Origin of the sequence: Streptomyces sp. NBC_01260 (genome assembly GCF_036226405.1) — a bacterium.
In the GTDB taxonomy this organism is placed as follows: domain Bacteria; phylum Actinomycetota; class Actinomycetes; order Streptomycetales; family Streptomycetaceae; genus Streptomyces; species Streptomyces laculatispora.
Genome location: NZ_CP108464.1, coordinates 8,230,612 through 8,245,256, shown reverse-complemented (window position 1 = coordinate 8,245,256; position 14,645 = coordinate 8,230,612). Strand labels below are relative to the sequence as shown.

Sequence of the window (14,645 nt, the reverse complement as noted above, 5' to 3'; positions counted from 1 at the left end):
GCAGTAGTTGGGGAGGCAGTTCAATAGTTTCCTGACAGGCAGTCAGATTTCTTCACGGGCCCCCTTCCCACTTGTGGCGGTCGGCGCTCTAATGACGCCGAGCCACTCACCAACCGGGGTCAGGAGGAACGGTGGAGTACAACCTTGCCGACCTGTTCGAATCGGTGGTCGACGCTGTCCCGGAACGCGAGGCGCTCGTCTACCTCGACCATCCCGGAACGGGCGCCGAGCGCAGGCTCACCTACGCGGAGCTCGACGCCGCCGCGAACCGCATCGCCCATCATCTGATCGAGGCCGGGATCGGCCCCGGCGAGCATCTGGGCCTGCACCTGTACAACGGCATCGAGTACCTCCAGACGGTCCTGGCCTGCCTGAAGGCGCGCATCGTCCCGGTCAACGTCAACTACCGGTACGTGGAGGAAGAGCTGGTCTACCTCTACCAGGACGCGGACCTGGCGGCGCTCGTCTTCGACGCCGAGTTCGACGAGCGCGTCGCGGCCGCCGCGCCGCAGGCGCCGAAGCTCCGCCACCTCATCCGGGTGGGCGCGCCCGCGAAGGGTGCGCCGGGCCCGGATGCCGTCGCGTTCGCGGCGGCCGAGGCCGCCGGGGATCCGGGGCGCGGCTTCGCACCCCGGTCACCCGACGACCAGTTCATCATCTACACGGGCGGCACCACGGGCATGCCCAAGGGGGTGATGTGGCGCCAGGAGGACCTCTTCTTCTCCGGCCTCGGCGGCGGCGCGCCGACCGGCGAGCCGGTGAAGACCCCGCAGGAGCTGGCCGAACGGGTGGCCGCGGGCGGCGAGGGCATCACCTTCTTCCCCACTCCCCCGCTGATGCACGGCACCTCGACGCTCACCGCGTTCATCGGTTTCAACTTCGGGCAGCGGATCGTGGTGCACCGCAAGTTCGTGCCGCACGAGGTGCTTCGCACGATCGAGAAGGAGAAGGTCACCAGTGTGTCGCTGGTCGGCGACGCGATGCTGCGCCCGCTGATCGACGCACTGAAGGGACCGCTGAAGGACACCGACTGCTCGTCGATGTTCTCCGTCTCCAGCTCGGGCGCGGTCATGTCCGACTCGGTGCGGGCGGAGTTCCAGGCGCTCGTGCCGAATGTGATGCTGCTGAACAACTTCGGCTCCTCCGAGTCCGGTTTCAACGGCACCGCGACGGCCGACTCCGGGCCGAGGAACGGCTTCCGGCTGCGGATGAACTCCCGTACGGCGGTGGTCGATCCGGCGACCTATGAGCCGGTGGAGCCGGGCGTGCCGGGGCGGATCGCGCAGCGCGGTCATGTGCCGCTCGGCTACTACAACGACCCGCGCAAGACCGCGGAGACGTTCTTCCACAAGGGCGAGGAGCGGTGGGTGCTGCTCGGCGACATGGCGACCGTCGACGCCGACGGCATCGTCACGGTGCTCGGCCGGGGATCGCAGTGCATCAACACCGGGGGCGAGAAGGTGTATCCGGAGGAGGTCGAGCAGGCCCTCAAGGCCCATCCGGACGTGTACGACGCGCTGGTCGCCGGGGCGCCCGACGAGCGCTGGGGCAGCCAGGTCGCCGCCGTGGTGCAGCTGCGCGAGGGCGCCGAGGCACCCTCGCTGGATGACGTCCAGGCGCACTGCCGGACACGGCTGGCCGGCTACAAGATCCCACGGCACCTGGTGATCGCCCCGCAGATCCGGCGCTCCCCCAGCGGCAAGGCGGACTACCGGTGGGCCCGCTCGGTCGTCGCACCCGTCCGCCCGTCCGACGGCTGAGACGGGCGCGGCGCCCGTCGCCGGTATCACCCGAGTGCGCGGCCCCGCGTCCGCGGCGGACACGGGCCGCGGGGCATGACGTAAGCCATTCGGGCACGTCACGCGCTCAACCGGTCACCCTGCGTGGCATCGGGGGGTGATCGCCCATAGCTTCGGCTCATGAGGAAACGACACTTCGAATGCCTCGTGGGCATCGCAGCCGTCTCGGCCGCCGGACTGGGCGCGGCCGTGCCGTCCGTCTCGGCCGCTGCCGCCGGCGGCCATGTGGTGTATCCGGGCCAGTCGATCCAGGCAGCGGTGGACTCCGCGAAGCCCGGTGACACCATCGTCGTCCAGCCCGGCACCTACCGCGAGAGCGTGCTGATCAGCACACCGGGCCTGACCCTGCGCGGCTCCGGGGACCGTACGGTCATCGTGCCGGGCACGAGCCGCGCGCAGCCGGACAACGCGTGCGCGAAGGCCGGCAACGGCGTCTGCGTCCTGGGCACGGCCCAGCACACCGTGCACGACGTCTCCGTCCGGTCCCTGACCGTCGCCGGGTTCGCCAAGAACGGTGTCTGGGCCTCCTGGACCGACCGGCTGGACATCCGCGACGTGACTTCCGGGTCCAACGGCACCTGGGGCATCGCCCAGCAGCGCTCCACCCGTTCCGGCATCCGCGACAACACCGCCCGCGACAACGGCGACGCGGGCATCTTCGTCGCCAACAGCGTCGACGAGGAGGGCGGCGCCACCAACACCCTGGGCACTCAGATCCGGGGCAACACACTGACCGGCAACCGGATCGGGCTCACCGCACGGCGTGTGCGGAACATGACCGTCCGCGACAACACCTTCACCGCCAACTGCAGCGGCGTGTTCGTCGTGGGCGACGAGGGAACGCCCAAGGCCGGCGCCATGACCATCCGGTCCAACCGGGTCACCGGGAACAACAAGTTCTGCGCCGCCACCGCCCGGCTGCCCGCGCTCCAGGGCTCCGGAATCGTCCTCACCGGCGCCGAGACCACCGAGGTGCGTTCCAACGTGATCCGGGACAACGTGGGTGCCACCCCGCTCTCGGGCGGTGTCGTCCTGTTCAAGAGCTTCGTCGGAGCGAAGAACACCGACAACACCATCAGCGGCAACGTGGTCACGGGCAACCGGCCGGCCGACCTCGCCAACGAGGACACCGGCACGGGCAACAACTTCACCGGCAACGTCTGCACGACGTCCGCACCGGCCGGAATGTGCTGACCGGTGCACCCCCGTACGAGGAGAAGCGAGACGGTATGACCACCCTGAGTACCACCCCCATCCCCGCCACCACTCCCATCCCGCCCGCTGCCACCCCCCAGCCGGCGATGCGGCTGCGCGAGATCGTGTTCGGCGCCGCCTGCGCCGCGGCCGTGCGCGCCGCGTGCCGGCTCGGTGTCGCCGACGCGCTGGGCGAGACACCCGCCACCGCCGCCGAGCTGGCCGCGGTGGTGAAGACCGAACCCGAGCCGCTGCAGCGGCTGCTGCGCGCCCTGTCCTGCTACGGCGTCTTCACCGAGACCGCGGACGGCGCGTTCACCCACACCGACATGTCGCGACTGCTGCGCGAGGACGACCCGAACAGCCTCCGGTACATCTCGCTGTGGTGCACCGAGCCCTGGACCTGGGACGTCTGGCCGCGGCTGGAGGACGCGGTGCGCTCCGGCCGCAACGTCTTCGAGGACGTGCACGGCAAGGAGTTCTTCGACTACCTCCACCAGGACGCGCACGAGTCGGCCCAGGTGTTCAACCGGGCCATGACCACGTCCAGCGTGCAGTCCGCGCTGGACGTCGCCGCGCTCCTCGACCTCACCGGGGTGTCCGTGGTCGCCGACATCGGCGGCGGTCAGGGGCACGTACTGGCGAGCCTGCTGGAGAAGCACCCGTCGGCGAGCGGCACCCTGATGGATCTGCCGGGGGTGGTGGCGCGGGCCGACGAACGCCTGCGGGACGGCGGCTCGCTCGCCGGCCGGGCGTCCATCGTGGCCGGGGACTGCCGTGAGGGCATCCCGGTGGCGGCCGACCTCTACATCATCAAGAACATCCTGGAGTGGGACGACGACAGCACCCGCCGGGCGTTGCGCAGCGTCGTCGCGGCGGCGCGTCCGGGGGCCCGGCTCGTCGTCATCGAGAACCTCATCGACGACACCCCCTCGATGCGGTTCACCACCGCCATGGACCTGCTGCTGCTCCTGAACGTCGGCGGTGCCAAGCACACCCGGCAGAGTCTGGTCGACCGGCTGTCGGAGGCCGGGCTGCTCATCGGCGAGATCCGGCCGGTCAACCCCTACCTCCACGCGTTCGAATGCGTGGTCCCGGGCTGACTCCCCCGTTCCGGGCAGCACGCGGATCGCCCCGGGCCCGGCCGCAAGGCCGGGCCCGGGGCGATCCGCGTCGTCAGGCTCGTCAGGCCGGGGTGTCGCGCTCCCAGCAGTAGAACTCCTGGGCCATCGCGTCCTTCGGCCCCCGCCAGGTCTGCGGGTCGTACGGGCTGACGTAGGCGGTGAGCCGGTCGCTGATGTCCTTGAACGCGGGGTGAGCGGTCACCTTGGCGATCTCCGGGCCCGGCGGGCGGTCGGACTCGATCAGGTGCAGATAGACGTCGCCGAACTGGAACAGCTTGCGCCGGGTGACGCCGACCAGGTGCGGCAGCTCACTGCTGTCGGAGGCGGCGAACAGTTCGGCGATGTCCGGCGCCGACTCCGGGGCCATCCGGGCGACGATCAGGGCGTGGTGCATCGGGTGGTGCCTTTCTGTACCCGGGCCGGGACCCGGCCGGGAGGCCGGGTGGCCGGACCGTCGGCGAACGGGACGTCAGCCGGCCGTGACGGACGCCGAACGGCGCTCGCGGTCGCGCTGCTCGATCTTGTCCCGGATGAGCTCCATCTGGACGCGCGAGTTGCGGTTGATGTTGTCGGTCATCCAGGCGTCGTCGACCGGGGCGTCGGGGCGCATCGCGAAGTCCTGCGCCCAGTGCATGCGGGTGCCGCCGGGGACCTCGGAGTACTCCCAGTGGATGTCCATGTGCTGGAACGGGCCCGGCTCGACGCGGCGGGCCGAGACGGAGCGGCCGGGCCGGTCCGTGGTGCGCTCCGAGACCCAGCTCCACACCTTGTCGTTGTCGTCGGGGTGCATGGTCAGGCGGAAGGTGGTCCGCTCGCCGTCGCGCTCGATGATCTCGACCGCGGCGTACTCGCTGAACAGGTCGGGCCAGTTCGCGAGGTCGTTGGTCATGTCCCAGACGAGGTCCAGGGGGGCGGCGATGACGATCTCGTTCTCGGTGTGTCCGGACACATCAGGCTCCTGTCATGAGGGTGTTGTTGACGAGGTCGAGGAACTCGCCGGGCGTCCTGCACCGGTCGGCCTCGGCCGGCAACGGCTGTCCGTGCCGGTTCTCCAGTACGCCGACGATGCCGAGGAGGCCCAGCGAGTCGAGGCCGAACGCGTCGAAGGCGGTGCCGGGGCGGTCCTCCATCTCCCGGGGGTCGACGGTCAGCCCGGCGCCCTTCTTCATCAGGGCGGCGAGTTCGTCGTAGGTCAGTGGATCGGTCATGAGGGGCTTCTCCTTCTCACGAGGGGTGTCGGTGGGGCACTCACTCGCCGCGGCCGTCGGGGCGGCGCAGCACCATCGCCGCGTTCGAGCCCATGAGGCCGCGGCTGAGCACGAGCGCCGTCCGCAGTTCGGCGGCGCGGGCCCGTCCGGTGACGACGTCGAGGTCGTGGCACACCTCGAAGACGTTGGGCGTGGGCGGGATCTGACCGTTCTCCATGGCGAGCACGGCGGCGGCCGCGTCCAGTACGGGGGCACCGCAGTACGCCCGCCCGATGCCGGTCTTGGGCGCCGTGACCGGGACGCGCCGGCCGTGCGCACCGAGCGCGTCGGCCAGCGCGAGTGCCTCGGCGCGATCGGCCTCGGGGACTCCGAGGGCGTCCGCGAAGACCACGTCGATCTCCTCGGGCGCGCAGCCGGCCTCCCGCAGCGCCCCCTCGATGGCGTGGGCGAGGCCCTCTCGGGACTCCTCCCAGCGCATCGCGGTGGTGAAGGTGGCGGCATGACCGGCGATCTCGGCCCTGACCCGGGCGCCGCGCTCCCGGGCCGCGCCCTCCTCCTCGAGCACGAACATCGCGCCGCCCTCGGCGGGCACGAATCCGCAGGCGGCCGCGGTGAACGGGCGGTAGGCCCGCGTCGGGTCCTCGCAGGCGCTCAGGTCCCGGTAGCCGAGCTGGCAGACGACCGAGTAGGGCGCGAGCGGGGCCTCGGCCGCGCCGACCACCACCGCGTCGGTGCCGCGCCGGACCGACCGGGCGGCGTGGGCCAGTGCGTCCAGGCCGCCGGCCTCGTCGCTGGCCACCACCGCGCACGGCCCCTTGAAGCCGCCACGGATGGAGATCTGGCCGGTGCTCGCGGCGTAGAACCAGGCGATCGACTGATAGGGGCCGACGTACTTGGAACCCTGGCCCCACAGCCGTTGCAGCTCGCGCTGGCCGAACTCGCCCCCGCCGGAACCGGCGGCGGTCACCACTCCCACGCTGAACGGCTTGTCCTCGTAGTCGGCGCGGCCCAGCCTTGCGTCGTCCAGGGCCATGTCGGCCGCGGCCATCGCGAAGTGCGTGAACCGGTCGGTCTGGACGAGGTAGCGCTCCTCGATCAGGCTGACCGGGTCGAAGCCCCTGACCTCTCCCGCCACGTGCAGCGGGAGCTCCTCGCACCCTTCGCGGGTGACCCGGTCCAGGACGCTCATGCCCTCCTGCGTCTGCTTCCAGAAGGTCTCGGTGGTCGTGCCGTTGGGGGCGACGACGCCGATTCCGGTGACGACGGTGCGCCGGTCCTCTCGGATGCTCATGGTGTCCTCCCACCGGTTCTGGTCAGGGCCACCGCGGACTGGAAGCCACCGAAGCCGCTGCCGACCGAGAGGACGCTGCGCAGCTTCAGCGAACGCGCGGTGCGCGGCACGTAGTCGAGGTCGCACTCGGGGTCCGGGGACTCGTAGTTCGCCGTCGGCGGAACCGTCTGGTGGACCAGGGCGAGTACGCAGGCCGCGATCTCTATCGCCCCGATCGCCCCGAGCGAGTGGCCGACCATCGACTTGATGGAGCTCATCGGCACGTCGTGGGCGTGCGCACCGAGGGCCCGCTTCACGGCTGCGGTCTCGTGCCGGTCGTTCTGCTTGGTGCCCGAGCCGTGTGCGTTGACGTAGTCGATGTCCGAGGCGGCGATCCCGGCGTGGCCGAGCGCCCGGTTGATGGCCTCGGCCATCTCGAGACCCTCCGGTGTCAGCCCGGTCATGTGGTACGCGTTGCCGAAGGTCGCGTAGCCGGCGATCTCGCAGTACACCGTCGCCCCGCGGGCGCGGGCGTGCTCCAGCTCCTCCAGGACGAGCACGGCTCCGCCCTCGCCCATCACGAAGCCGTCCCGGCGGGAGTCGAAGGGCCGGGAGGCGTGTTCCGGGTCCTCGTTGTTGGCCGAGGTCGCCTTGATCGCGTCGAAGCACGCCACCGTGATCGGGGTGATCGGGGAGTCCGACGCCCCGGCGATGCAGACATCGACGCGGCCTTCCTCGATGGAGTGGAAGGCGTAGCCGATCGCGTCGAGGCCGGAGGTGCAGCCGGTCGAGACGGTCTGCACCGGACCGTGCGCTCCGACCTGCTCAGCGACGGCGGAGGCCAGCGAACTGGGTGAGAAGGCCCGCTCCAGATGGGCCCCGGCGAGGCGGTGGTCGACGTCCCAGCGTGCGCCGCTGTCGCTGACGGCGACGTAGTCGTGCTCCAGCCGGGTGGTTCCGCCGACCGCGGTGCCGAGCGAGACGCCCATGCGCCAGGGGTCGGTGCGCTCCTGGTCGAGGCCCGCGTCGGCGAGTGCCTCGCGGGCGGCCACCATCGCGAACTGGACGTACCGGTCCGAGCGGGCGACCTCGTCCTCGTCCAGTCCGTACGCCGCCGGGTCGAAGTCGCACTCGGCCGCGATCCGGGACCGGAAGCCGGCCGGGTCGAAGAGCGTGATGCCGCGTGTCGCCGTACGGCCGTTGGCGAGGAGGTCCCAGAAGGCCGGTGTGCCGATCCCGCCCGGCGCGACGACTCCGACACCGGTGACCGCCACGCGCCGGGTCATGAAGCGGCCTCGGTTCGTTCTGGCGGCGCGCCCCGCTCGGCGGATTCGGTGTGCTCGGTGTCGACGTGGCCGAGCTCCGGGCGGGGGGCGAGCGGCCCCAGGTGGAAGACCATGCGCGCCTCGATGTCGCCCACGTTGCGGAAGCGGTGCCGGACGTTCGGAGGGATGAGCAGCCCCTGGTCGGGCCGCATCGCGTGCGGTTCACCGTCCAGGTCGACCTCCAGGAGCCCGTTCACGACGTACACGAACTCCTCCGAGTACGGGTGGTAGTGCTCGCCGATGCGGTCTCCGGGCTGAACAATGGCCAGTCCCATGAAGCCGCTGGTGGCACCCACCGCCGTCGGGGTGAGCAGAGCGCGCAGGTCACCTCCGCGCCTGCGGTTGGGCTGGGTCTCACTGAGGTCCACGATGCGTGGCCGGTGCATGGTCATGACTGTTTTCCTCCTGGCGCGTTGTGCGTTGTATCGACGGGTCGGGCGAGAACCCCCCAGGGTGCTGATACGCGGTTCAGGAATGCGCGGCCCGCCGGTCGGTGATCAGGTGCATCCCGGCGCGAGTGAGGAAGCGCGCGGCGTCCTGGTCGCTGGTCGGTACGGAGTTCGCTTCCCCGTCGAGGAGGCGGGCGAGCCTGGCCGCCTTGTCGGGGCCGTGGATGCCGAGCGACACCGCGGGCTGTGCGTCAAGGGGGCCGTCCATCTCCAGGAGCCGGACGACGACGTCGTCGCGCTGGAAGATCGTGCTGCTGTCGATGGGGCTGCCGGCGTCGTCGGCCTCCTCCTCGTCGTGCTCCGCCAGGAGCCGGGCCAGGGCCATCCCGCAGCCCTCCTTGGCCTGGTAGAACAACGCGTGGCGCTTGAGGTCCCCATCGGCGTGGCGGCCCGTCGTCACGTGGTGGACGGTGGGCAGCGCCGCCCGGGTGAAGAACATCCGGGCGGAGTCGGGATCGGCCAGGTCGCGGTCCTGCTCCAGGTACGGGTTGAGCGCTTCCTCGACGGCCCGGACCTCCGGCTGCCGGGAGACGTGGCGCAGGGCCGCGAGGAGGTCGCCCTCGACCTCGACCGCGCGCACGACGCGATTGCCGTGCATGAAGAGCGAGGTGCGGCGCAGCCGGGTGTGCTCGTCGACCCGTGCCTCCGGGGCGTCGTAGTCGGAGAGGATCTTCGCGACGATCTCCTCGGTGCCCGGCCTGACCGTGAAGGTGAGTGCGTGGCGCACCACTCCGTCCCCCAGGCGGGGCGCGGCCTGGAGGCCGCCCTTGAGGGGCTCGAAGCTCTCCTCGAAGGCGGCGCCGGTCTCCCGCAGGACGCTGAAGCGCAGCGACCGGGTGTCGCGCACGCAGCTGTGCAGGGGCTGGACGGTGGCGACGTGCTCCTCGCTGTTGACCCAGGCGAGGAAGGGCGGCGCGCTCTCCCACTCGCTGGTGATGAGCCATTGGGACGGGTTCTCGATGGACTGGCACAGCTGGTCGCTGATGTGTCCGGGGATGGAAGCCACCTGGTTACGCATGTGTTCGTAGGCCTCCAGGAACTGCGTCTGGGCGCCGTCGTGCAGGTCAAGCAGCAGGATGACCCGCAGCCTTGATCCGTCGAAGGCGGACTGGGAGGTCCGTTCCGAGAGGGTGGTGGTCATCTTGCGAACTCCTTAGAGACGTTGGGGCGGCCGGCCTTCCGGTTAGCTGGGTAACCGGCGGCTGTCGAGTGGAATCGGAGCGGGGAGTCTCCCGGCGGTTACGCACGGTTCGCCCCGGACTGCGGGCGTCGTCTCCGTCACCGATCGTGAAACGCTGGTCCGCCTGACGCGAGATTTATGAACCGTTCAGGTGAGCGGGCGTCCGAACCGCTCCGGCGAGGGCATGAACACTGCATCTGTACGGCGTCCGAGCTGGAGCAACTGATGAACGAGAACGTCGACCTCCACGTACCGGTCCTCATCGTGGGCGGCTCCCTGGTAGGCCTGTCCGCGTCCCTTTTCCTCGGTAGGCTCGGGGTCGAGCATCTGCTGGTCGAGAAGCACTCCGCCACCTCGACGCATCCACGCGGCCGAGGCAACAACGTGCGCACGATGGAGATCTTCCGCAAGGCGGGGGTGGAGCCGCAGATCCGGGCGGCCGCTTCGGTGCTGGCGGAGAATCACGGCATTCTGCAGGCCGGTTCGCTGACCGGTGACGACCAGGAGTGGCTGTTCAAGGAGATCGATCCGGGTGGCGCGCTCGCCCGCTTCAGCCCGGCGGGCTGGTGCCTGTGCAGCCAGAACGACCTGGAGCCGGTGCTGCTGGACCGGGCCCGGGAGCAGGGCGGCGATCTGCGGTTCTCCACCGAACTGCTCTCGTTCGACCCTGACGGCTCAGGTGTCGGCGCGGCCCTGAAGAACCGGGAGACCGGCGAGCACACCTCGGTGCGGGCGGACTATCTCATCGCCGCCGACGGCCCGCGCAGCCCGGTACGCGAGCAGCTGCGGATCGGCCGTTCGGGGGCCGGTGACCTGTTCCACAACGTGAGTATCACCTTCCGCTCCCGTCGGCTCGCCGATGTGCTCGGTGACCGGCGCTTCATCGTCTGCTACCTGACGAACCCGGATGCGGACGGCGCCCTGCTGCCGGTGGACAACGAGGAGCAGTGGGTGTTCCACGCGCCCTGGCAGCCCGGTCTGGGCGAGACGCTGGAGGACTTCACGGACGAGCGGTGCGCCGCGCACATCCGCAGGGCGGTCGGCGCCCCGGACATCGACGTGGAGATCACCGGCAAGGCGCCGTGGCACGCGGCGGAGCGGGTGGCGGACCGCTACTCCCGGGGCCGGGTGTTCCTCGCCGGTGACTCGGCGCACGAGATGTCGCCCACCGGGGCGTTCGGCTCCAACACCGGTATCCAGGACGCGCACAACCTGGCGTGGAAGCTCGCCGCCGTGCTGCGCGGTGAGGCGGGGCCGGGTCTGCTGGACACGTACGGGGCGGAGCGGCTGCCGGTGGCGCGGGCGACGAGCGAGCGGGCCTCAGCACGTTCCGACGAACACAGCCACCCCGGGTACGCTCCGCCGCCCACCGTGGGCGGCGGCAAGCGCGGCGGAATGCTGAACGTGGCGCTGGGCTACCGCTATGTGGACGGCGCGGTGCTGGGCGTGGCCGCGGATCAGCCGGTGGTGCCCCAGGGGATGCAGCTGACGGGTGAACCGGGCAGCCGGGCGCCGCACCTGTGGGTCCGGCGGGCGGGTGAGCGGATCTCCACCCTGGATCTCTACGAGCGCTCGTTCGTGCTGCTCGCCGATGGCGCGGACGTGGCGTGGCGGCGGGCGGCGGCGCGGGTCGGTGACCGGCTGGCCGTGCGGCTCGACGCGTTCGGCATCGGCACCGGTCCCGGCGGCGATCTGGAGCCGGAGGCCGGTGCCGACTGGGCCGAGGCGCACGGGACGAGCATCGGGGGCGCCGTGCTGGTCCGCCCCGACGGGTTCGTCGCCTGGCGCTCGGAGACGGGTGTTGCGGACGCCGAGGCGACGCTGCTGGACGTCATGGTGGCGCTGCTGCACCGGGACTGAGCGGCGGGCGACCTGTGCCGCTCCGTCAGGCCACACCGAACGACCGGAGGGCCGCGAGGTATTCCTCCGGCCGTTCGGTGTGCACGAGATGGCCGGCGTCGATGGTGACGAGCCGGCAGTCGGGGATGCGCCGGGCCATCCAGGCGAGGTCCTCCTGGTCGATCTGGCTGCTGGGACCGCCCCCGATGACCAGGGTGGGCGCGGTGATCTCGCCGAGGCGTTCGCGGCCGGCCGGATCGGGTTCATTGAGCTGGGCGTTGATGGACGGCACCACGGGCCAGTCGAAGTCGGGTTCCCCGTCGGGGCGTTCGGCGGGGCCGCGTGGCGGATCGAGCGGGAAGGGCGGCGGGGCCTCCTCCAGGACGAGCCGGCCGATGAGTCCGGGCTGCCGCTCGGCGAGCAGATAGGCCGCCGCGCCGCCCATGGAGTGCCCGATGACGGTGGCGCCGGAGAGGTTGCGGGCCTCCAGGAACGCGTGCAGATCGTCGCGGAACAGTTCGAAGGAGTAGCGGCCGGGCCAGTCGCTGAGGCCGTGGCCGCGGAAGTCGATCGCGTACACGCGGTGCCGGGCCGCCAGCTGTCCGGCGATCCCTGTCCAGGTGCGGCTGTCCCCGCCGCGTCCGTGGGCCAGGACGACCGGCGGCGCGGCCGGGTCTCCCCACACCCGGTAGGCGAGCCGTATCCCGCCGGCCTGCACGCTGTGCACATCCGGGTCCAGGAAGGCGGTGACGGTGCGGACGAAGGCCCCCGGGTCGTCGAGCCACGGGAAGTGTCCGGCGCCGCGCTGTACGGCGAATTCGGCTTTCGGGAAGAGCGCGGCCAGTTCGGCGGCGCGGTCGGGGGTCGTCACGCCGTCGTACTCTCCGGTGAGGACGAGTACCGGGGCCGGCAGCTCGCGCAGTGCGGCCACCGTCGTGGCCGGATCGAATGCCCCCTGCCCGTAATAGCCCTGGGCGGCAACGGCGTTGATCTGCGCTGCGGACGACGCGGCGTGGTCCTGCGCGGCGGCGTCCCAACGGCCGTAGAGGAACGGCCTTGCGGCGGCGCGCAGTTCGTCCGTGAGTCGTCCCGCCCAGATCTGCTCCAGAGCCGGGAGCGCGTCCTCGTACCACGGTTCCGTGCGACGCAGCCCGGCGGCCTCGCGGGCCTCGCGTTCGGCGAACCCCAATCCGGCAGCCCGCGTTCCGGGTGCGATGAGGAGCAGATTGCGCAGCGCCTGCGGGTATCGCGCGGCGTAGAGCGCGGCAAGGTCCCCGGCCGCCGAGTGGGCGAGCAGATCGATGTGCTCCAGTCCCAGGTGTTCGCGCAGTGCCTCGACGTCATCGACCAGCCGGTCGCAGCGGTAGGTGGTGGTGTCGTCCGGTACGGCGGAGTCCCCGGTGCCCCGCAGATCGAGCAGCACCAGTTGCCTGTGGCCGCCGAGCCCGCCCAGGCCGCCGAGGTAGGCGCTTGCCCGCATGGCCCCGCCCGGCAGACAGATCAGCGGGGCGCCCTGTCCTACGAGGTGATACGCGAGTTCGGTTCCGTCGTACGTGTGGAAAGTCGGCATGGAACCATCCAAACAGGGCCGACCGGGTGATGCAGCCCTGTTCGGTACGAGCGTATCCGCGGTGCGCAGAACGGTCCCTGGCCGGTGAGTTGTGCCGGGTCGGCCGCCGGCCGGGGAGTATGCGTGCGCGGTGGGCCGGCCGCATCCGGTCCTGTCCCGCGACATGCGTCGTGTCCCACCTCTTGCCAGCGGGCGGAAGATCCTGAATTACTGCTCCCGGGAGAAACGACCGAATGATCGGTCGTCTGCACGGTGCGCAGGGAAGAGGGAGATCGGCATGACGGCTCTGCTGGACGCGGCGGAACGGATGGACCGCGAGGAGCTGCGGGCGCTCCAGCTCGAACGGCTGCGGGCGACACTGCACCACGCCTACGCCCACGTCGACCACTACAGAGCGGCGTTCGACCGGGCGGGGCTGCACCCGGACGACTGCCGCTCGCTCGCCGATCTCGCCCGGTTCCCGTTCACCACCAAGGCCGATCTGCGGGACAACTATCCGTTCGGGATGTTCGCGGTGCCCGAGGAACAGGTGCGCCGGATCCACGCCTCCAGCGGAACGACTGGCCGCCCGACCGTCGTCGGCTACACCCAGGGTGATCTGGACACCTGGGCGGACGTGGTCGCCCGCTCGATCCGGGCAGCGGGCGGCCGCCCGGGGCAGAAGGTCCATGTCGCTTACGGATACGGGCTGTTCACCGGTGGGCTCGGCGCGCACTACGGGGCGGAACGGCTCGGCTGCACGGTCATTCCCGCGTCCGGCGGCATGACGGCCCGGCAGGTCCAGCTGATCCAGGACTTCCGGCCCGAGATCATCATGGTGACGCCGTCGTACATGCTGACGCTCCTGGACGAGTTCGAGCGGCAGGGCGTCGACCCGCGCTCGACCTCGCTGAAGGTGGGGATCTTCGGCGCCGAGCCGTGGACGCAGGAGATGCGGCGCGAGATCGAGGAACGGTTCGCGATCGACGCGGTCGACATCTACGGGCTGTCCGAGGTGATGGGCCCGGGCGTCGCCCAGGAGTGCGTGGAGACGAAGGACGGGCTGCACATCTGGGAGGACCACTTCTATCCGGAGGTGGTCGACCCGTTCACCGGCGAGGTGCTGCCCGAGGGCTCCGAGGGTGAGCTGGTGTTCACTTCGCTCACCAAGGAGGCCATGCCGGTGATCCGCTACCGGACCCGGGATCTGACCCGGCTGCTGCCGGGGACGGCACGGGTCTTCCGGCGCATGGAGAAGGTCACCGGGCGGAGCGACGACCTGGTGATCCTGCGCGGGGTGAACCTCTTCCCGACCCAGATCGAGGAGATCGTGCTGCGTACGCCGGCGGTGTCGCCGCACTTCCAGCTGCGGCTGACCCGCGAGGGCCGGCTGGATGTGCTGACGGTGCGCGCGGAGGCCCGGGCGGAGGCGACACCGGAGCAGCGCGCGGCCGCCGCCGCATCGGTCGCGGCGGCCGTCAAGGACGGGATCGGGGTCTCGGTCGGGGTGGAGATCCTCGACCCGGAGACGCTGGAGAGGTCGGTCGGCAAGTTCAGGCGGATCGTGGACGAGCGGGACCGGCCGGGCAGTTGACCGGGGGCCACGGAGGTCCCGGCTCAACGTTCCATGGGTTCCCCGTGGTTGCTGTGGCAGTATGCGTCGATGTGGCGACGGCCCGTAGGGGGACAGCCTGGCCCGCGTCGCCCC

General features: G+C 71.0%; 13 protein-coding genes. 5 read left to right on the top strand and 8 right to left on the bottom strand.

Features of this window, described 5'->3' with window-relative positions; genetic code table 11:
- Window positions 1–131 precede the first annotated feature (131 nt).
- The 3 genes from OG322_RS36680 to OG322_RS36670 all read left to right on the top strand — a co-directional run bounded on the left by OG322_RS36680 (window position 132) and on the right by OG322_RS36670 (window position 4,096).
- Entirely contained in the window at window positions 132–1,760 is a 1,629-nt protein-coding gene (locus OG322_RS36680; protein WP_123466893.1) for an acyl-CoA synthetase, read from the top strand.
- A gap of 159 nt (window positions 1,761–1,919) precedes the next feature.
- A complete protein-coding gene (locus tag OG322_RS36675; RefSeq protein WP_123466895.1) occupies window positions 1,920–2,993 on the top strand; it encodes a right-handed parallel beta-helix repeat-containing protein in 1,074 nt (357 codons plus the stop codon).
- Window positions 2,994–3,028: 35 nt separating this feature from the next.
- Complete coding sequence (locus OG322_RS36670) at window positions 3,029–4,096, top strand: methyltransferase (protein ID WP_123469506.1); 1,068 nt, start codon at window positions 3,029–3,031, stop codon at window positions 4,094–4,096.
- A gap of 82 nt (window positions 4,097–4,178) precedes the next feature.
- Here OG322_RS36670 and OG322_RS36665 read toward each other — a convergent pair whose 3' ends face one another.
- The 7 genes from OG322_RS36665 to OG322_RS36635 all read right to left on the bottom strand — a co-directional run bounded on the left by OG322_RS36665 (window position 4,179) and on the right by OG322_RS36635 (window position 9,510).
- Complete coding sequence (locus tag OG322_RS36665) at window positions 4,179–4,511, bottom strand: TcmI family type II polyketide cyclase (RefSeq protein ID WP_123466897.1); 333 nt, start codon at window positions 4,509–4,511, stop codon at window positions 4,179–4,181.
- Window positions 4,512–4,586: 75 nt separating this feature from the next.
- A complete protein-coding gene (locus OG322_RS36660) occupies window positions 4,587–5,066 on the bottom strand; it encodes an SRPBCC family protein (RefSeq protein ID WP_123466899.1) in 480 nt (159 codons plus the stop codon).
- A gap of 1 nt (window position 5,067) precedes the next feature.
- On the bottom strand, window positions 5,068–5,325 hold the full coding sequence (locus tag OG322_RS36655) for an acyl carrier protein (protein ID WP_123466901.1): 258 nt from the start codon (window positions 5,323–5,325) through the stop codon (window positions 5,068–5,070).
- 40 nt (window positions 5,326–5,365) lie between these two features.
- Window positions 5,366–6,616, bottom strand: a complete 1,251-nt coding sequence (locus OG322_RS36650; RefSeq protein WP_123466903.1) for a beta-ketoacyl synthase N-terminal-like domain-containing protein — start codon at window positions 6,614–6,616, stop codon at window positions 5,366–5,368.
- Window positions 6,613–7,881, bottom strand: a complete 1,269-nt coding sequence (locus OG322_RS36645) for a beta-ketoacyl-[acyl-carrier-protein] synthase family protein (RefSeq protein WP_123466905.1) — start codon at window positions 7,879–7,881, stop codon at window positions 6,613–6,615. The genes OG322_RS36650 and OG322_RS36645 overlap by 4 nt, the downstream gene beginning before the upstream one ends.
- Complete coding sequence (locus tag OG322_RS36640; protein WP_123466907.1) at window positions 7,878–8,312, bottom strand: cupin domain-containing protein; 435 nt, start codon at window positions 8,310–8,312, stop codon at window positions 7,878–7,880. Before OG322_RS36640 ends, OG322_RS36645 begins: the two co-directional genes overlap by 4 nt.
- Before the next feature lie 76 nt (window positions 8,313–8,388).
- Window positions 8,389–9,510 carry a SchA/CurD-like domain-containing protein gene (locus OG322_RS36635; protein ID WP_123466909.1) on the bottom strand — a complete coding sequence of 374 codons (1,122 nt, stop codon included), beginning with the start codon at window positions 9,508–9,510 and terminating at the stop codon, window positions 8,389–8,391.
- A 264-nt stretch (window positions 9,511–9,774) separates the two neighbouring features.
- On the opposite strand from OG322_RS36635, the gene OG322_RS36630 reads away from it, so the two are divergent.
- On the top strand, window positions 9,775–11,409 hold the full coding sequence (locus OG322_RS36630) for an FAD-dependent oxidoreductase (RefSeq protein WP_123466911.1): 1,635 nt from the start codon (window positions 9,775–9,777) through the stop codon (window positions 11,407–11,409).
- Between the two features lie 25 nt (window positions 11,410–11,434).
- Here the strand turns inward: OG322_RS36630 and OG322_RS36625 are convergent, their stop codons facing one another.
- The gene (locus tag OG322_RS36625) at window positions 11,435–12,958 is read right to left on the bottom strand and encodes an alpha/beta fold hydrolase (RefSeq protein WP_123466913.1); all 1,524 of its coding nucleotides are present in this window, start codon (window positions 12,956–12,958) and stop codon (window positions 11,435–11,437) included.
- 277 nt (window positions 12,959–13,235) lie between these two features.
- Here OG322_RS36625 and paaK point away from each other — a divergent pair, with 277 nt between their 5' ends.
- Window positions 13,236–14,531, top strand: a complete 1,296-nt coding sequence (paaK, locus tag OG322_RS36620) for a phenylacetate--CoA ligase PaaK (protein ID WP_123466915.1) — start codon at window positions 13,236–13,238, stop codon at window positions 14,529–14,531.
- Window positions 14,532–14,645 lie beyond the last annotated feature (114 nt).